Origin of the sequence: Massilia sp. (assembly GCF_046293535.1) — a bacterium.
In the GTDB taxonomy this organism is placed as follows: domain Bacteria; phylum Pseudomonadota; class Gammaproteobacteria; order Burkholderiales; family Burkholderiaceae_D; genus Telluria.
On sequence record NZ_JBKBOV010000012.1, the window covers coordinates 98354 to 117351 of the forward strand.

10 protein-coding genes and 1 pseudogene are annotated in these 18998 nt (G+C 64.3%); all 11 read right to left on the bottom strand.

Annotation, left to right across the window (positions count from 1 at the left end; translation table 11 throughout):
- Window positions 1-10 precede the first annotated feature (10 nt).
- Window positions 11-3250: an efflux RND transporter permease subunit gene (locus tag ACK4S9_RS09425; RefSeq protein ID WP_409724626.1), complete on the bottom strand. Its 3240-nt coding sequence runs from the start codon at window positions 3248-3250 to the stop codon at window positions 11-13.
- The gene (locus tag ACK4S9_RS09430) at window positions 3247-6345 is read right to left on the bottom strand and encodes an efflux RND transporter permease subunit (RefSeq protein ID WP_409724628.1); all 3099 of its coding nucleotides are present in this window, start codon (window positions 6343-6345) and stop codon (window positions 3247-3249) included. The genes ACK4S9_RS09425 and ACK4S9_RS09430 overlap by 4 nt, the downstream gene beginning before the upstream one ends.
- Before the next feature lie 64 nt (window positions 6346-6409).
- On the bottom strand, window positions 6410-7750 hold the full coding sequence (locus ACK4S9_RS09435; protein WP_409724631.1) for an efflux RND transporter periplasmic adaptor subunit: 1341 nt from the start codon (window positions 7748-7750) through the stop codon (window positions 6410-6412).
- A 257-nt stretch (window positions 7751-8007) separates the two neighbouring features.
- Window positions 8008-9864, bottom strand: a complete 1857-nt coding sequence (gene sppA / locus ACK4S9_RS09440; RefSeq protein WP_409724633.1) for a signal peptide peptidase SppA — start codon at window positions 9862-9864, stop codon at window positions 8008-8010.
- A gap of 41 nt (window positions 9865-9905) precedes the next feature.
- Entirely contained in the window at window positions 9906-11375 is a 1470-nt protein-coding gene (locus ACK4S9_RS09445) for a sodium:solute symporter (RefSeq protein ID WP_409724636.1), read from the bottom strand.
- A 122-nt stretch (window positions 11376-11497) separates the two neighbouring features.
- A complete protein-coding gene (locus tag ACK4S9_RS09450; protein WP_409724639.1) occupies window positions 11498-11764 on the bottom strand; it encodes a PAAR domain-containing protein in 267 nt (88 codons plus the stop codon).
- Window positions 11765-11767: 3 nt separating this feature from the next.
- Window positions 11768-13156: a T6SS immunity protein Tli4 family protein gene (locus tag ACK4S9_RS09455; RefSeq protein ID WP_409724642.1), complete on the bottom strand. Its 1389-nt coding sequence runs from the start codon at window positions 13154-13156 to the stop codon at window positions 11768-11770.
- Window positions 13157-13254: 98 nt separating this feature from the next.
- The gene (locus tag ACK4S9_RS09460; protein WP_409724645.1) at window positions 13255-15003 is read right to left on the bottom strand and encodes an esterase/lipase family protein; all 1749 of its coding nucleotides are present in this window, start codon (window positions 15001-15003) and stop codon (window positions 13255-13257) included.
- Between the two features lie 22 nt (window positions 15004-15025).
- Window positions 15026-17776: a type VI secretion system Vgr family protein gene (locus ACK4S9_RS09465; protein ID WP_409724648.1), complete on the bottom strand. Its 2751-nt coding sequence runs from the start codon at window positions 17774-17776 to the stop codon at window positions 15026-15028.
- 277 nt (window positions 17777-18053) lie between these two features.
- Window positions 18054-18482: a hypothetical protein gene (locus ACK4S9_RS09470; protein WP_409724650.1), complete on the bottom strand. Its 429-nt coding sequence runs from the start codon at window positions 18480-18482 to the stop codon at window positions 18054-18056.
- 121 nt (window positions 18483-18603) lie between these two features.
- A pseudogene (locus ACK4S9_RS09475) lies at window positions 18604-18998 on the bottom strand (NYN domain protein); the annotation flags it as partial.

Consider the following 18998-nt stretch of genomic DNA (forward strand, 5'->3'; position numbering starts at 1 on the left):
CATGGATTCGTTATTTTGCTGGGATCGGCTGATCGAGGTCGGCATGGCGGGTCAGCTCATGCTCGTTCGGCTTCCTGGTGCGCAGCTTGTCGAGCAGGACGTAGACGACCGGCGTGGTGAGCAGGGTCAGGAGCTGGCTGGCGACCAGGCCGCCGATGATGGCGATGCCGAGAGGGCGGCGCAGCTCCGAACCTTCGCCGAAGCCGATCGCCAGCGGCAGGGCGCCCAAAGCAGCGGCAAGGGTGGTCATCAGGATCGGGCGGAAGCGCAGGATGCAGGCTTCGCGCACCGCCTCCACCGCGCTCAAGCCGCGCGCGCGCTCGGCCTCGAGGGCGAAGTCGATGATCAGGATGGCGTTCTTCTTGACGATGCCGATCAGGAGGAAGACCCCGATCAGGGCGATGATCGAGAACTCCATCCCGAACAGCAGCAGGGCCAGCACCGCGCCCACGCCGGCCGAAGGCAGCGTGGACAGCACCGTCACCGGGTGAATCAGGCTTTCGTACAGGATGCCGAGCACGATGTAGATCACGACGATCGCCGCCAGGATCAGCATCGGCTGCTCCTTGCTGGATTCCTGGGCGGCGCGCGCCGTGCCCTGGAAGCTGCCGCGCACGTTGGACGGCATGGCGATGTCGGCTTCAGCCTGCTTCACCGCCGCCTGGCCATCCTCGAGGTTGTAGCCCTGGGCCAGGTTGAACGAGATCGTGGTCGACAGTTCGCCGTCCTGGTGGTTGACCGAGGTCGGAGTCGAGCTTTCCGCATAGCTGGCGATCGCGCTCAGCGGCACCATGGTGGTGACGCCGGTAGACAGCGCCGCGCCGCTGGACGGATCGCGTGCGGCCGTCAGGTTGCTGGATGATCCTGCCGTGCCGGTGGTCGACTGCGCGCCGCCGCGGGCGGGCACGTACACGTCGCGCAGGGCTTCCGGCGACTGCGCGTAGCGCTGGGCCACGCCCATGATCACGCGGTACTGGTTCTGCTCGTCGTAGATGTTGGCCACCTGGCGCTGGCCGAAGTTGTTGTACAGCGCATTGTTGACGTCGCGCGTGCCGATGCCCAGGCGCGCGGCGGTATCCTTGTCGATGGTGACGAAGGTCTCGACGCCGTTCTCGGCCTGGTCGGTGTCGACGTCCACCAGGGCCGGTTGGCGCTTCATCGATTCGGCCAGGCGGGTGGCCCATTGCTTCAGGTCGGCCGCGTTGTCGCTCTTGAGGGTGTATTGGTAGGTCGAGTTGCTGGAACGCCCGCCCATGCGCAGGTCCTGCACCGGGTTCAGGAAGATCGACACGCCGGTGACGCGCGCCAGCCTGGGGCGCAGGCGTGCGATGACGGCCTGGCCGGTATCCCCTTCCGCGCGCTCGTCGATGGGTTTCAGGTTGATGAACATGAAACCGCCGCCCGCGCGTCCGCCGCCGGTGAAGGCGACCACGGTGTCGACCGCCGGGTCGCGCCGGATGATGTCCACCAACTGGCGCAGCTTGCCCTGCATCGCCTTGAAGGAGATGCTCTGGTCGGCGCGGATGCCGCCGTTGAGCTGGCCGGTGTCCTGCTGCGGGAAGAAGCCCTTCGGGGCTGCCGCGAACAGGTAGACGTTCAGGCCGACCACGAAAGCGAGGATGACCATCACCAGGAGCTTGCTGTCGAGCGCCCAGTCGAGCGCGTGCCGGTAGACCCGCAGCGTGCGGTCGAAGCCGCGCTCGGACCAGCGTGCAAGAAGCCCGGGCTTCTTGTCCTTGTCCTCCTTGCGCAGCAGCCAGGCGCACATCATCGGCGTGGTGGTCAGCGAGATCACCAGCGAGATCATCACCGCCGCCGACAGCGTCACCGCGAACTCGCGGAACAGCCGGCCCACCTGCCCGCCCATGAACAGGAGCGGAATGAACACCGCCACCAGGGACAGCGAGATCGACAGCACGGTGAAGCCCACTTCGCGCGCGCCCAGCAGCGCCGCCTTCATGCGGTCCATGCCGGCCTCGATGTGGCGCGCCGTGTTCTCCAGCACCACGATGGCGTCGTCCACCACGAAGCCGGTGGCGACCGTGAGCGCCATCAGGGACAGGTTGTTCAGGCTGAAGCCCAGCAGGTACATGACGCCGAAGGTGCCCAGCAGCGACACCACCGTGGCCACCGCCGGGATGATGGTGGCCCGCACGCTGCGCAGGAACACGCTCACCACCAGCACCACGAGCAGAATGGACAGTACCAGGGTGAATTCGATCTCGTGTAATGATGAGCGAATCGAATTGGTGCGGTCCGACGCCACCTGCAGGCTCACGTCGCCTGGCAACTGGGCCTGCAGCGTCGGCAGCAGCGCGCGCACGCCGTCCACGGTCTCGATGACGTTGGCGTCCGGCTGGCGCGTGACCAGCACGATGACCGCCGGCTGGCCGTTGAACAGGCCCAGCGTGTTGACGTTCTCGACGCCGTCGATGACCTCGGCGACGTCGCTCAGGCGGATCGCAGCGCCGTCGCGCCAGGCCACCACCAGGTCGCGGTAGTCGGCTGCCTGCGGCCTGCCCTGGCCGGGCGTGCGCCCCTCCTTGCCGGCCGGCTGCGAGTAGATCTGGAACCGGTGGCCGGCGCCCTCGATCGCGCCCTTCGGACGGTTGGCGTTGGTGGCCTGGATCGCTGCGCGCACGTCTTCGCTCGACAGCCCGTATTTGTTCAGCGCATAGGGCAGCAGCTCGACGCGTACCGCCGGCAGCGAGCCGCCGCCGATCTCGACCTCGCCCACGCCCTTCACCTGGGCAAGGCGCTGCTGCACCAGGTTCGAGACCGATTCGTAGATCTGGCCGGGTGAGCGGGTTTTCGAGGTGAGCGCCAGGATGATCACCGGCGCGTCCGAAGGGTTGGCCTTGCGGTAGGTCGGGTTGCTGCGCAGCGTGGCCGGCAGGTCGGCGCGCGAGGCATTGATGGCGGCCTGCACTTCGCGCGCCGCCGCGTCGATCTTGCGATTGAGCTCGAACTGCAGGCTGACCCGGGTCGAGCCGTTGCTGCTGCTCGAGGTCATCTCGGTGACGCCGGCGATCACCCCGAGCCTGCGTTCCAGCGGCGTGGCCACGCTCGAGGCCATGGTCTCCGGGCTGGCGCCGGGCAAGGACGCCGACACCGAGATGGTCGGGTAGTCGACCTGCGGCAGCGGCGCGACCGGCAGCACGAAGAAGGCGGCGATGCCGGCCAGCGCCAGGCCGATCGTCAGGAGGACGGTCGCGATCGGGCGTTCGACGAAGGGCCGCGACAGGTTCATGCGCCAACCCTCTCCGGCTTGTTGGGCGCCCTGCCCGTCCTGCGGCGCGCCAGGCGGTCGAAGGCGAGGTAGATCACGGGCGTGGTGAACAGGGTCAAGAGCTGGCTGACGATCAGGCCGCCGAAGATGGCCAGGCCCAGCGGACGGCGCAGCTCGGCGCCCTCGCCCGTGCCAAGCATCAACGGCACGGCGGCGAACAGCGCTGCCAGCGTGGTCATGATGATCGGGCGGAATCGCAGCAGCGCCGCCTGGCGGATCGCGTCGAGCGGGGCCTTGCCCTCGTCGCGCTCGGCCTCGATGGCGAAGTCGATCATCATGATCGCGTTCTTCTTGACGATGCCGATCAGGAGGATGATGCCGATGATGCCGATCACCCCGAGCCCCTGCCCGGTCACCCACAGAGCCAGCAGCGCTCCCACCCCGGCCGACGGCAGGGTCGACAGGATGGTCAAGGGGTGCACGTAGCTCTCGTACAGCACGCCCAGCACGATGTAGACGCAGACCACGGCAGCCAGGATCAGCCACAGCTGGTTCGACAGCGAGGCCTGGTAGGCGCCGGAAGCGCCGAGGAAGCTCATGCTCACCGCATCCGGCATCCCGATTTCCTCGCTTGCCGCACGGATCGCGTCGACCGCGGTGCCGAGCGAGACGCCCGGGGCGGTGTCGAAGCCGACGGTGGCGGCCGGGTACTGGGCCACGTGGGTGACCTGCAGCGGCGCCTCGGCCTCGCGCACGGTGGCCACCGCCGACAGCGGGGTCGGCTGGCCGGAGCTCGTGCGCAGCTGCAGGCGGGACAAGGCTGCCAGCGACATCGCCTCGTCCTGCTGGGCCTCGAGGATCACCCGGTACTGGTTGGTCTCGGTGAAGATGGTCGAGACGATGCGCTGCCCGAAGGCGCTGTAGAGCGCGTCGTCGATCGCGGCCGCCGTGATCCCTAAGCGCGAGGCGGTGTCTCGGTCGATGTCGATGTAGGCGGCGCTGCCCATGGCGCCGGCGTCGGTAGTGGCGTTGCGCACTTCCTTCTTCGTGGCCATCTGCGCGACCAGTTTCCTCGCCCATTCGTTCACGGTGGCGCTGTCGGCGCCCTCGATCGACAGGCGGTACTGGGTCGGGCCGCTTTCGGCGTCGATGGTCAGGTCCTGGGTCGGCTGCAGGTACAGGGTGACGCCCGCCACGCCCGCCACGCGCGAACGCAGGCGGCTCATGATCGCTTCCTGGTCGCCGCGCTCTTCGGGCTTCAGGTTGATCAGCATGGTGCCGGTGTTGAGCATGGTGTTGTTGGCCGCGTCCACGCCGACGTAGGAACTGAGCGAGGCGACGGCCGGGTCCTTCAGCACTTCGGCGGCGGCGAGCTGCTGGAGCCTGGCCATCTCGGCATAGGAGATCGACTGGCGCGCCTGCAGTCGCGCCTGCAGCTGGCCGGTGTCCTGGGTCGGGAACAGTCCCTTCGGGATCACCACCCACAGCAGCGCGGTCAGCACCAGGGTGGCCAGCGCCACCAGCAGGGTCAGGCCCTGGCGCGCCAGCACCCAGCCCAGCGCCACGTCGTAGCGCCCGATCACGCGATCGAAAAAGGCCTGGGACTTCTGCGCGAAGCGGCCCGGGCGCTCTTCTTCATGGCTCTTGAGCCAGCGCGCCGACATCATCGGCACCAGGGTCAGCGACACCACCATCGAGATCAGGATGGTCACGGCCAGGGTCACCGCGAATTCGCGGAACAGGCGGCCGACTACGTCGCCCATGAACAGCAGCGGAATCAGGACCGCGACCAGGGACACGGTCAGCGAAATGATGGTGAAGCCGATCTGGGTCGCGCCCTTGAGCGCCGCCGCCATCGGCCTCTCTCCTTTTTCGATGTAGCGCGCGATGTTCTCGATCATGACGATGGCGTCGTCGACCACGAAGCCGGTGGCGATCGTCAGCGCCATCAAGGACAGGTTGTTCAGGCTGTAGCCCATCAGGTACATGACACCGAAGCTGCCGACCAGCGAGATCGGCACCGCCAGGCTGGCGATCACGGTGGCGCGCAGGCTGTGCAGGAAGGCGAAGATCACCAGCACCACCAGCGCCACCGCCAGCAGCAGTTCCATCTGCACGTGGTGCACCGAGGCGCGGATGCCGGCGGTGCGGTCGCTCAGCACGTCCATGCGCACCGCGGCCGGCAGCCCGGCCTGCAGCTCGGGCAGGCGCTCCTTGATGCCGTCCACGGTGGCGATCACGTTGGCGCCGGGCTGGCGCTGCACGTTCAGGATGATGGCCGGCTTCATGTTGGCCCAGGCGCCGATGCGCACGTTCTCGGCGCTGTCGACCACGCGCGCGACCTCCTTCAGGCGCACCGGGGCGCCATTGCGATAGGCGACGATCAGGTTCTGGTAATCCTCGACGGCCAGCAACTGGTCGTTGGCGTTGATCGCGTAGGAGCGGGTCGGGCCGTCGAAATTGCCCTTGGCGCTGTTGGCGTTGGCCGCCGTGATCGCGGAGCGCAAGGTATCCAGGCCCAGCCCGTAGGACGCCAGCGCCTCGGTATCGGCCTGGATCCGCACGGCCGGACGCTGGCCGCCCGACAGGCTGACCAGGCCCACGCCCGAGACCTGGCTGATCTTCAGCGCCAGGCGCGTGTTGACCAGGTTCTGGACTTCGGTGAGCGGCAGCGTGTCGGAGGTGATGGCCAGGGTCAGCACCGGCGCGTCGGCCGGGTTGACCTTGGCGTAGACCGGCGGCGCCGGCAGGTCGGTCGGCAGCAGCGAACCGCCGGCGTTGATCGCGGCCTGCACTTCCTGCTCGGCCACGTCCAGGGTCTGGCCGAGGCCGAACTGCAGGGTGATCACCGACACCCCGGCCGCGCTGGTGGAACTCATGCGCGTCAGGCCCGACATCTGGCCGAACTGGCGCTCCAGCGGCGCGGTGACGGTGCGCGCCATCACCTCGGGACTCGCGCCCGGGTACAGGGTCTGCACCTGGATGGTCGGGAAGTCCACCTGCGGCAGCGCCGACAGCGGCAGGAAACGGTAGCCGACCAGGCCGGCCAGCACGATGGCCAGCATCAGGAGGGCCGTCGCGACCGGCCTACGAATAAATGGCGCCGATGGACTCATTAGTTATCCTTGAAACCGTCGCTCCCGCGAAGGCGGGAGTCCAAGTTCATTGGTGCAGCCACGTTCATTGCTGCGCCCCCTGACGCTGGCGTCGCCCCTCACCCTGCGCACCGCCCTGCCCGGCCCCACGCGCCCCCTGCGGCCGTTCGCCCGGCAGCGTCACCCTGGCGCCATCGCGCAAACGGTCCGCCCCTTCGGTAATCACCTGCTCGCCCACCTTCAGGCCCGACTTGATCTGCACCTTGTCCACCGTCGCCTGCCCGCGCGTCACCGCACGCTGCGACACCGTCTTCTCCTTCGGATCGAGCACGTACACGAAGTCGCCGCTGGCCCCATGGCGCAGCGCCGTCACCGGCACCACCACGGCGTCCTCGATCACGTCCAGCTGCAGGCGCAGGTTGACGAACTGGCTCGGGAACAGCTTGTTGTCGTTGTTGGCGAAGCGCGCCTTGGCGCGCACCGTGCCGGTCTGCACGTCGACCTGGTTGTCGAGCGCCTTGAAGCTGCCCGTGGCCAGGGTATCGGTGCGGGTGCGGTCCAGCGCCGTGGCGGGCAGCGTTGCTCCCTGCGCGATGCGGCCTTGCAGCGCCGGCACCTGGTCCTGGGGCACGGTGAATTCGACGTCGATCGGCGCCAGCTGGGTGATCACCGCCACTCCGTTCGCGTCGCCGGTGTTGACCAGGTTGCCGATGTCGACCGTGCGCAGGCCCACCCGGCCGGAGATCGGCGCCTTCACCTGGGTGTAGCCGACGTTCAGCTGGGCCACGCCTTCCGCCGCGCGGTCGGTCATGACGGTGCCCTCCAGCTGCTTGACCAGCGCCGCCTGGGTGTCGACTTCCTGGCGCGCGATCGACTCCTGCTCCAGCAGGGTGCGGTAGCGGCTCAGGAGCAGGCGCGCGTTCTCGAGCTGGGCCTCGTCGCGCTGGCGCTGGCCGCGCGCCTGCAGCAGCGCCATCTCGAAGGGGCGCGGATCGATCGTGGCCAGCACCTGGCCGGCCTTGACCGCCTGTCCCTCGGTGAACAAGATCTTCTGGATCACGCCCGAGACCTGCGGCCGTACGATGGCCGTCGCCGCCGGCACCACGGTGCCGAGGGCGTCGATATGGATCGGAATGTCGGCCTGTTCCGCGGTCGCGACGCCGACCGTGGTGGCCGGCCCGCCGCGCCCGCCCCGGCCGCCCGCGGCGCCAGGGCCGCCGCCGGGACCGCGTGCGCCGGCCGCTCCCGGCGGGCCGCCCGCACCCTCTCCCGCCGGACGGTGGGTCAGGTACCAGGCCAGCGCCGCCAGGCCAGCCATCGCGAGCACCGCGATGACGGTACCGATCAGGCGCTTGCGGCGCCTGGCTTCGGGAGATGGAGGGGGCGGGCTCGTGAGGGCGGACTTGGGGGACTGGTTCGAATCCATGCTCAACCTTATTATTTTGAACAGAATGTTATTCAGATAACGTAGTGCCGAAAAGATTAGCACGCGCTCCTGCCCTGATATGTTTCGTAACGTACATTGCGCGCACGCTTCTGTTACATGGGCGGGACGATCCTTGCGCCGCTTTCCGCCGATCGCCCGGAAAACCGGGCAGTAAACGGAAAACGGATGCGGAATCGCTTCCGCACCCGTCGATCTGCCGTAGCACCCAGTTACAAACTGGCTACAAATCTATCGCCTCATGGGCTGCCGCACATGCAGTGCGTGACCGCGGCGAAGGGCTTGCGGCCGTCGGCGACATCCTTGAGCCAGGCCATGTCCTGCGCCACCTGGGCCATCGGACCGCTTGGCAGCGCCTCTTCCAGCAAGCCGAGCCTGACCTGGATGTTCACGGCTTGCGCGGTCGAGGCGCCCATCATGTTCAGGAAGCGCTCGATGCGGCTGACCGGACGTTCGATGTAATCGACCCGGTAGTTCTCGCCCAGCTTGGCGCGCTTGGCGGCCGAGGCCAGCGCGTCGCGGTAGCCGCCCAGGCTGTCGACCAGGCCACGTTCTTTGGCTTGGGCGCCGGTCCAGACCCGGCCCTGCCCCACTTCGTCGATCTTCGCCGGCGTGGTCTTGCGCGCTTGTGCCGCCTTGGTGGTGAACTCGCTGTACACGTGGTTGATGCTGCTCTGGACCAGCGAGCCGAAACGCGGGTCGAGCGGGCGCAGCGGGTTGTAGGCATCGGCCAGCCAGGTGGTGGTGACGCCGGCGGTATGGATGCCCAGCTTGTCGCTCACCTTCTCGGCGGTCGGCAGGATGGTGAACACGCCGATCGAGCCGGTGATGGTGGCCGGGTCGGCGATCACCTCGTCGGCCGCCATCGAGATCCAGTAGCCGCCCGATGCGGCCACGCTGCCCATCGACACCACCACCGGCTTGCCGGCGGCGCGCGTCAGTTCCAGCTCGCGCCGGATCAGCTCCGATCCATAGGCGCTGCCGCCGGGCGAATCCACCCGCAGCACCACGGCCTTGACCTGCTCGTCCTCGCGCGCCTGGCGGATCAGGTTGGCGGTGGTGACGCCGCCGACCACGCCCGGGCCGCTCGTGCCTTCGGTGATGTTGCCGGACGCGACGATCACGCCGACGGCGTCGCCGAAGGGCCGCTGCTCGTGGCGCGCCAGGTAGTCCTGGTAGCCGACCTGGCGGAAGGATTTGATGCTCTCGTCCCAGGCGCCGCGCTTGGCCAGCATGGCGCGGATCTCGTCGCGGGTCTTGAGGCCGTCCACCAGCTTCGCCCCCAGCGCCACCTTGGCAGCGCTTCCGCCTGCCGCTTCCATCTGCTGCGGCAGCGTCTCGATCCACTTCGCCACGCTGCCCGCCGGCAGCTTGCGGTTCTTCTCGACCTGGGCCGTGTAGTCCTGCCACAGGGCGTTGTACAGGAAGCGGTCGGCCTCTTGCGCCGCTTCCGACGGGCCGTTGGCGATATAGGGTTCGGCGAAGCTCTTGTAGGTGCCGACCTTGATCAGGTTGACGGTCACGCCCAGCTTGTCGAGAGCGTCGCGGTAGTAGTTGCGGCTCTTGCCGAAGCCTTCGATCAGCACCATGCCCATCGGGTGCACGTAGACTTCGTCCGCATGCGAGGCGATCAGGTAGCGCTTCTGGTCATAGGTGCCGCCCCAGGCCACCACCTTCTTGCCGGACGCCTTGACGCGGTCGATGGCGGCGCCGATCTCCCGCAGCTGGGCCAGGCCGCCGCCGTCGAGCTGGTCGAGCAACAGCACCACGCTGCCGATGTTCTTGTCCTTGGCCGCCGCGTCGAGCACGCGCAGCAGGTCGCGCAGGCGCACGCTGCGCTTGCTGTCGCCGCCGACCGAGTCGAGCACCGTGTCCTGGAAACTCGACTGGTACTGCTCGACCAGGTCGCCCTTCAGCTCCAGCACCAGGGCGGTCTTCTCGCCGATCGGCTTGACGCCGCCCGAGGTCATGATCGAGACGACCAGGATCACCAGCAGCAGGAACAGCAGGTTCATGAAGGTGCGGCGCGATACGTCGACCGCGTGCCACAGCATGCCGAAGGCGCGGCGCAGCGCACTCAGGGGTTTGAAAGCCATCGAAACTCCGTCGTCAATCTATTGAATGGGCGCAGGCCGTCTTAAACGGTGACTGCGGCCGTCCCGGCCTTTTCCTTCTGGGAGATGGCGAACAGGCCGGCATACACGAGTATGCCATTTACCATAAGCAATTCCAGCCCAAGGCGGTAAGAACCGAGCAGGTGTTCCTGATTGTACTCAAGGAGAGCGCAAAGAATCGGCGCGCCAATCGTAATGTACGGGACCAGGCGGTCGGTCACGGCACGACGCGTGAGCATGCCGAAGGCGAACAGGCCCAGCAGCGGTCCATAGGTATAGGCCGCCAGCTTGAGGATGACGCCGATCATGCTCGGGCTGTCGGCCAACTTGAAGCCCATCACCAGCACCAGGAACAGGGCCGCGAAGCCCAGGTGCACGCGGCGGCGCAGGCGCTCCTTGTCTTCTTCGCTCAGGTCGGTGCGGCGCTTGATGCCCAGCAGGTCGATGCAGGTCGACGAGGTCAACGCCGTGATCGCGCCGTCGGCGCTGGGGAACAGGGCCGAGATCAGCGCGATCAGGAACACGACCTGCAGCGCCGCCGGCAGGTGGCCCATCACCACGGCCGGGAAGATCTTGTCGCCGCTTGCAGTGACGCCCGCGATCGGCGCGTACAGGTACAGCAGGCCACCCAGGAACAGGAAGCTCATCAATACCACCACCAGCACCGCCGTCAGGGTCAGCATGTTCTTCTGCGAGTCCTTCAGGGTCTTGACCGAGATCGTCTTCTGCATCATTTCCTGGTCCATGCCGGTCATCGTGATCGTGATCAGGGCGCCGGCGACGATCTGCTTGAGCCAGAAGTTGGGACTGTCGGGATCGTGCGTGAAGATATTGGCCAGACCTTGCGACTGCATCTGGTTCAGGCTTTCCGGCACCGACATGTTCAGTTCACCCAGCAGGATCCAGACGCATGCGAACAGGCCGAACAGCATGGCGCTGGTCTGCAGGGTGTCGGTCCAGACAATGGTCTTGACGCCGCCCTTGTAGGTATAGAGCAGGATCATGCCCAGCACGACCAGGGTGCTGAGCCAGAACGGCACGCCGAGGCTGTCGAGGATGATCGCCTGCAGAATATTTACGACCAAGTACAGCCGCGCGGTGGCGCCGAGCAGGCGCGAAACGATGAAGAAGCCCGCCCCGCTCTGGTAAGCGCGGCGCCCGAGGCGCACGTCCAGGTAGTGGTAGATCGACGTGAGCTGCAGGCGGTAGTACAGCGGCAGCAGGATGTAGGCCACGGCGATGTAGCCGATCACGTAGCCGATCACGATCTGGGCATAGCCGAAGCCGTCGACGCCGACCGCGCCCGGCACGCTCACGAACGTCACGCCGGACAGCGTGGTGCCGACCATCCCGAAGGCGACCAGCATCCAGTTGCTGCTCTTGTTACCGATGAAGAAACTGTCGTTGTTGGCGTTGCGGGAGGTGGCCCATGCCACGGCGAGCAGGAGCGCGAAATAGGCGATGAGGATTGCGAAGAGGAGTGCCGGGGACATGGAATTCCAGTGGGGTTGTCGTTTCGCCCAGCAATATACACCTAAGCGTTGCGACCGGGAATGCAGCAAGCTTGGCCTGCCATGCCCGGGGGTTATGCCCCGACGATACCAATGCCGGCCTGCTACTCTTCACTAAAATTCCCGACAGTTGCGATCAAGGTGGCGCCACAGGTCGTTTTATGCCCCTCGTAGGCGACTGCGATATCGTCGATGACGTGGCGCAGTTCGCCTTCGGCAATCTTGCAATCGTCATGACCCTTGATAGGGCAACTGCATAGATCGCCAACGCGCGCCACCGGTTTGCCATCCACCGTGAAATACTCTGCGCTCACACTCACGACCTTGCCGCCGTGAGATGTCGGGTCACCGAGACGAATTATATTGCGCATCGCTCAGCCTTGTTCTTCGGGCGGGTGTTTCTGGTGCAGCCTATCGCCAGAATTGTTGTGTTCGGCAACCTTCGTAGCGCCATCCTCTGGATGACTTTGTGCGATCAATGGCGTGTCAACTGGCGCAATGGCAAGCGCACGCTGGTCGTTATAGTCGACCAGCTTCCAGACTGTCGCCAGCTGATGGGAAGGTGCTTCTCCTTTAAGCTGCTGCCAGAGAGATGGTCTGCCTAGCACTGTCACCCGCGGCATTGTTTCGCCAGCTTGGATATACCTGCGCCGGCTGCTTTCGGTGCCGGATGCTTCGTTGGATTCCCACATACCCGTTTGCGGACAGGTGCGTCCGGTGGCGGCAAGCTCTCCCAACGGAAAACGCGGTTGCGGGTCGGGGCCTGTGGTCTTTACCGCCGCGGCGCCGGTCGGGCGCACACGGATAGTGCTCGTGATCTTGTCCCACACCGCGATGGCTTCTTCGTCGGTCAGGCTGGGTTTGGTGGCGCCGGCGGTGTTATTGACGACGCCGGTTTGCATGAGGATCAGCACGAACGGTTTGAGAGGATCATGCGGCACGCCTTGGAAATCGATGCCAAAATCGTGAATGCCGTGGATGTCGGCTTGGTCTGGCGAGCGGGACAGGCCTTCAAAGCCGTCGACCCAATCGTGGATCTGCCGCTCGCCTCTACGGAAGTATTTGGTTCTCAGACGCGGGTGGTTCGGGTTTTCGGCTTTCAGATTCTTTTCGAGCCGTTCGAGTTGCCACTTCAGCGTATTACTTTCGCTGCGGTGCGGGTTTGAAGGCCGGATAGAGATGGACAAATGCGTGTCGGGGAATTCCTTCAGGCGAAAGCCGATGCTGACCAGTTCAGCACGACGCTCCTTCTCCGCGCCCGGTTTATCTGGAAGGAAGGCATGCTCGATGCAATTGCCAGGTTCAGCAGGTACTTCATGCTCCGCACGCGGTCGCAGACGCTGGGCAATACTGATGATATCCAAAGTCACGCGATCTTTCATATTATCTAAAGGACGCGAATCGATCACCACTCCGTCATCGTTCAACTTGAAATATCCGTTGATTTTAAGCTCGCCGATCGCCTCAAAACCTTCATAACCGGTTACGATTTTCCCCTCAGGGTGAGGTATTTCTGCAACCGAAATCAATAAGGGAATGTCATTGAGATAGATAGCCTTCTCGCTTTTTAGCTCGTCGATGAATGTCTGCGCCATGGCTTTGACTTCGTTCACGCCGTTCGGGTACACACTGACCCCGAGAGGGATACTAACGTCCCCCCAAGCGACCGTGGTTGCCGCAGGCACGTCGATCATGAAGCGCCCGAAGCAGACGGTCTTGGTTTTCTCGAACATTGGCTGCAGGCGAGGAGTGAGTACGGTCATGTTCGGTGTCTTCCATTCATCAGGATCATGTTTGCAAGCGGCCAGCAGCCATACGGCGGCAACGATTACCGCGCTCCTTCGCATATGCGTTCCCTTTCTTAGCATGTCCACACCGCTTTCTGGGCGATGCGTACGATGCTGTACAGCGTCGAGGCGATAGCCCGAGGATCCTTGTAGCTCGACTGGTGTTCGTAGCCGGTTTGACGGAACACCCCCTTGAACAAACCACTTTTTAATTGGTGATCTGCCGACTTGGCAGGAACTGTCTGATCTCCTGCTGCCTCCGGTGAAAGAATTTTGGCGCGCACCGGAGGTGTTGACTTGCCCGAGGAGGAATCGGGCGCCGCCGTATCGCGGAGGCTGTTCCAGGGAACGAGGTCCACCGTCCCTTGTCGATTGTCGCGAACAATTTGCCAGTCGTACCAGCCTGCAGGGTCGGGGCAGTCCTTGTCGATCGCCCAGACAACTTCCCCAAAGCTCTGCCGCCCGCGATCGGCGCCGTAATGCGCATAACTATTAGGGTGATAGGTGCCTGCAATAGTTCGGTGAAAATGCTGCACCCGATCAAGATACCTGCACGTTCGCTCGAACGTTCCGCCGCCCCGCTCAGGGGGGAATCCGCACGGATTGATCCAGTCTTCGACGAAAAGCGAATACCAGCTCCCACGAAGCTTGTAGATCTCGCGGTAAGGATCGCCTTGTCTAGGCCATGATCCCAGCTCGCGTCCTTTGTGTGTCACGCGCAGCCAGCCATTGCCATAGGATTCGCTTGGCAACAATTGCAAACCTCCTGGAGCGTTCGCCAATACCGCGGTGACTTCGTCACCAGAATTGCCCGCGACTTTGGCACCGATGCTCTCCAGCGGATTGCCCAATATCCCAGGATCCTCGAAACCGGCCCGCATGCGTTTATACGCTGCTGGAGCCCCTATGGCCGGCATCACGCCGTGAACAATGCCAAGCACCTTGTCCCACAGATTCCCGAATTGTGGATGAATCAAAGCCCGTCCGACCAGCCCGCCCATCGAGTGGGTAACGATGATCGCCTGCTTGCATTCGTAACCTGACTCGCTGAGCTCCTCCATCGCCTGCCGGATGCGCTTGGCAACAATCTTGGCACTATCGCCGTTGGATTGCAGCCAGTTATACCCGAACGCATACACAGCGAACCAGCAGCCTGTCGCGACCTTCTTGAGTTCGTCCTCGGTCAGGGCCTTCTGGGGCAGGCCCGGATCGGCATGCCATGCCTGAGGATCGACCCCGACCACGTCGCGCCATTCAGCACGCATCGTCCCCTCGAAGAAAGTATTGTTGAGCCGTGATTCAAGATGCTGCAGCAATTCGCCATAACTCTTGAAGAAAACCTCGCCCCAGCCACGCGCCCTTGCCTTCTGCACCGCGCTGCGCCGGTTCTTGACGATGATGGGATCATCCACCAGCAATGGCGAACGCAAGCCTTCGTCGATCTCGACATTGGCATGCCGTCCGTCGCCGCTGACATCGGAAGGGCCCGAAGGATCGTAGATATCAACCGTGGTGTGCAGCGGGTCCAGCCTCAACTGACGCTCGCCGGGTGTCTCGTTGGTGGAGCCGGCGATATTCGTCGGTCCCAGAACGTCTGGCCGCCAGGCGATGTTGTCCTTCCTGCGCATTTCCTGTTGCCGAGCCGCGCTCATGCGCAGATTCGACCCCATGATCCCGGGCAGGAAAATGATCGGCAAGACCCGCCGGGGCAGCATGCGCGCGCACTGCGGCGCCTTGTCCTGCTTCGGTGTCGCAAAGCCCTCGGCCTTGCGCGCTGCGCCAACATGTTGTTGCGCCGGCAAGGGACGTTCTGCGGTAGTCATCGTTTGCTCCTCCTTGAAGCGATCAGTCGTCAAGCGCTTCGATGCTGTAATGGCCGAACGGGATGGCGCTGGCAAAACGCTCAGTCATCCCTGCTGCATTGGTGCGTCCCTCGAAGATGCGGCCGTCCTCCGTCGTGATCCGGTAACGCTGGTTCTTCATGGGTTCGTCGGTCCCTATCCACCGCAAAACAGTTTGCTGGTCATGCGCCATTTCACTGGTGGGTGGCTCCGCAGCCACGAGGCCCCCGTCTCCAGGTTTGACATGAGAGAATTTCGACGACTTGATCGTGTGCTCGCCACTGCTTTGCTGCGTGATCGCGCCACCGCCAATTTCCGCTTGCGCTCCCTGCGCAACAAAACGCAGGTTCGGAGCCTGCAGAACAATCTCGTCAGTTGCTGTCAGTACGATACGTTTCGCAGACGTGAGTTCGATGTCGTCGGCATGGGTTTGCATCTCGAGTTTGCCGCTGGCCGCGATAAGCTTGATGCCCAGCCGATGCGCGAACAAACTGATACTTTCGGAGGCACGTGCGAGCAGTTTCCTGCCAACCGAAAACTGCGTATTGCCGATGCTGACCAGATCGATATGCGTTTGCGCGCCAACGGCCACATTGTCCTGGCTCGCCAGCGCCATACCGGCAGGCGCTGATACCGCCACGACAGGTTGACCACCTTCGCCCGTCTCGCCGGTGCCGACATTGCTGCCGCCCTCCCATTGCTTCAGGTAGCCGATGAGTTGCGTAAGCTCTTTATTGTCGGTGTCTCCGGCATGGTGCGTGGATGACAGCTCGGACAGCTGCTGCTGCACACCCTGCATCGCTTCGATCAAGCCGACCAGTTCATGGCGATCCAGCTGTTTGCCACCGGCCTTGAGGCGCGCAGCGGCACTGATGAGGATACCTCGGGCACCACGCACGGCTAGCGCATGATCGCTGCGCAGCTCCGCACCTTCACCGCGCGCCTCGCCTTCGCCGTCACTGCGGGGATGCGTGAGCCATCCAAGATTCAGTTCGCTATGGCCATGCTGCGAAGAGAGCTGTGCGTTGATTTGGCCCGGCGTATCGTCCAACCGAAGCTGGTTGTAGCGAGTGCCATGCACTTCTTTGCTCTTGATGCCGGCGATATATCGGTTTCCCGGCAATGCACCGACATGGCTGAACGATGGCGGCGGAGCTCTGCCGCCGTAGACCTGCGCCACGATGATGGGCTTGTCCGGATCTCCTCCCAGGAAATCGACGATCACTTCATCGCCAACGCGAGGCAGCGTAATCGTTCCCCAGTGGTTGCTGGCCCAGGTACTGGCGACGCGTACCCACGCCGAGTCCCGATCGCTGTCGCTGGCGCCTGCACCTTGCGCGTGCACATGGTCTTCGGCCCTGGCTCCGGGAAAGCGCACCTTGACGCGGCCGTACTCATCGCAGTGTACTTCTTCACCTGCCGGGCCAACCACGACAGCACTTTGCAGCTGTGGACGCGGTAAATCGCTGTGTGGATCGAAAGCGGGAACGATCGGAATCCCGCGCCGCACGCAGGCAAAGCGGTTGGTGTAACGCATACCGCGTTCGTCGCTAGCCTCCTGCAGGGCGCTCCTGGGCTGCGCGTCGTCCCACCGGCTCAGCGCAAACAGGCGCTGCACCTGGTCGTCAATCGCTTTCGGAAGATTGCTCTCAGCATGGACCTCCAGACGCGTGACGACGAAATCACGTTCGTTCTCGGGGTGCGTGTCGATCTCATGGTGTCCAGCCAGTCCTATCCATTGTCCGACACATAGGGTTCGCACACTGCCTTCGCCATAGAAACACTTGGATTCATACTCGTGCCGTTTCATGCGGAGTTCGCCAAGGCGACGGTAATCTTCTCCATTGTCTCCGGCGTGAGGCATGTCGACCTGGTAGTCGTCGAGCGTAGCCGCGAACTGACTGCCCGTCGCTCCTTGATCGATACACGAAGGTGTAGCACTGGATGTCAGGCGGCCATGCACGTAGTCCCAACTCTGGCGCGTCACATTGCCCGGCTTTAGCGCACGAACTGGACTCCAGCGAATGATGGTGTCGCTTTGCTGCGCACCCTCGTCCTGGTGGTAGCGCACGGTGCCGGCGACGTTTTGCGGCAGCATGGAGGCATCATCGAACAGGACCAGCGTATGGCCGGGCATGTCCTGGCTTCCCGACTCGCTGGCACGTCCGGACCGAACAAACCAGGCGATACCACGTCGTTTCCATAATCGACGCAGGAATCCGGCATCCGATTCGTTGTGCTGCATCGTGAATTCTCGAGCCGGATATGTGCCAGTGATATGAGACCAGTCCACGTCGAAGGCCTTGGCCAGTACCGGATTGTTCCGGCGCCATTCGTCGAGAATGATTTCGGTAATATCAAGCTCGTTCTGCTGACGGAAAACGCGGGTGTTGATACGCTGTTCCATCAGCGCCAATGCGTCGCGCATTACGAGTTGGTAGGTCGCCAGACCGCCATCGCTGTGCCCGGCTGCCGCCTGCGACACGATGCCGCATACGGCGTGCAATTCACCGCGGTCGGTAACGAACTGGAGTTCGATCGGCAACGCGATAAACTCTTTCAAAGGGAAGTCCGCACGGCTTGCTACGCATGCCAGCCGGTACTCCAGTCCGCCGCATAGCGTCTCGTTTCCTGTGACACGCTTGACCAGCAAGACGTCGTCAAGCACATTCTGCCCTTGCGCCAGCCTTGCACGGATTGGCCGGTTCCCTTCCGACATACCGACGAACGCGCTTGCCAACTTCTTGAGATTCATGCGAGTTGCATCCCAGGTTGCATTACTGAGTGATTAGCTGCAACAAGCAGTATTGCAACTATGAACTCACGGTAATTGATCTGGGATAAACCCGAAGCCGAGACAAGCTAAACAGGACAATGAGCGCGCGCAGTAGGATGTTTCACGCGCGCGCGGCGTACCGAGTCATTGCAGAGCAGGCCGAAGTATGAGTGCGGAACTCATCTACCGGTATAACAAGCAAGGCCAAACGCAGCCAAACATTTCGCGGAAATGCTATGGGGCTGCAGATGCAGACCTACGCTTCCTCGCCCTGCACCCGCTCGAAGGGTCCGATGCAGGTATTCATGCTCTCGTCCGCGCACATCAGGAACAGGGCTCCCGAAGGATGGAAGCGGATGTAGTTGGTGGCCCTGGTGCCGGGCTTCATGACGGCGCCCGCGCAATCCTTCTTGCCGTTGTCCTTGACGATGCGGTCTTCCAGCCGGTAGAAGCCCTTGGCGCTGGGTTTGGCGGGAATGCGGAACTCGCTCTCGGATACTTCTTCGGCGCTGGTGACGAGGGTGGTGCCGTCGGCCCGGAAGCGGTAGGTTTCCGAACAGCCGAGGTCGGGCAGGCTCAGTTTCCAGATACCCAGGATGGGATGGTCGGCCGGCGGTGCGGCCTGCGCACCGGACAGCGCCGAGATCAGCAAAGCCCCAGTCAACACTGCGGCAGGCACACGCATGGCAGGCTCCTTCGCACGTTGCGACAGCCGGACGGACGCCGCGGCAGGCCCGCGCATGCGGGCGGTGCCATTATTGCAGGGGCGGCGCGCGCACGTCGCACGCGCCGCCCGGCCGGACCCGTCAGTCGTTCTCCGGCGTGGTCTTCGGCTTGGCCGGACGGCGGCTGCGCGGTGCAGCCTTGCGTGCCGGAGCCTTGTGGGCCGGGCGCGCGGTATTCTTGCGGGCCGGCTTGGCCTCGGCGTCGCCGCCGGCTTCGGCGGTTTCAGCGGCGGCCTCGGCGACAGTATCGGACGCCTCATCCGATGCGGTATCGGCGGCCGGCGTGTCGGCTGCGCTGTCGGGCGCCGCGGCCGGGACGGGCAGCTCGGCCGCGGCCTCGAGCGCCGGGGCCTCGACGGCGGCTTTCCTGGCGGCCGGCTTGCGCGGCGCGCGGCGGCGTTCCTTGACCGGGGCCGGCTCCGCGGGGATCTCCGCCACCGCGGTGTCGGCGGCTGCGGGCGCCTCTTCGGCCGGCG

Coding starts and splice junctions, on each gene's coding strand:
- ACK4S9_RS09425 (WP_409724626.1), bottom strand. CDS start 3,250: ATGAACCTGTCGCGGCCCTTCGTCGAACGCCCGATCGCGACCGTCCTC.
- ACK4S9_RS09430 (WP_409724628.1), bottom strand. CDS start 6,345: ATGAGTCCATCGGCGCCATTTATTCGTAGGCCGGTCGCGACGGCCCTC.
- ACK4S9_RS09435 (WP_409724631.1), bottom strand. CDS start 7,750: ATGGATTCGAACCAGTCCCCCAAGTCCGCCCTCACGAGCCCGCCCCCT.
- sppA (WP_409724633.1), bottom strand. CDS start 9,864: ATGGCTTTCAAACCCCTGAGTGCGCTGCGCCGCGCCTTCGGCATGCTG.
- ACK4S9_RS09445 (WP_409724636.1), bottom strand. CDS start 11,375: ATGTCCCCGGCACTCCTCTTCGCAATCCTCATCGCCTATTTCGCGCTC.
- ACK4S9_RS09450 (WP_409724639.1), bottom strand. CDS start 11,764: ATGCGCAATATAATTCGTCTCGGTGACCCGACATCTCACGGCGGCAAG.
- ACK4S9_RS09455 (WP_409724642.1), bottom strand. CDS start 13,156: ATGACCGTACTCACTCCTCGCCTGCAGCCAATGTTCGAGAAAACCAAG.
- ACK4S9_RS09460 (WP_409724645.1), bottom strand. CDS start 15,003: ATGACTACCGCAGAACGTCCCTTGCCGGCGCAACAACATGTTGGCGCA.
- ACK4S9_RS09465 (WP_409724648.1), bottom strand. CDS start 17,776: ATGAATCTCAAGAAGTTGGCAAGCGCGTTCGTCGGTATGTCGGAAGGG.
- ACK4S9_RS09470 (WP_409724650.1), bottom strand. CDS start 18,482: ATGCGTGTGCCTGCCGCAGTGTTGACTGGGGCTTTGCTGATCTCGGCG.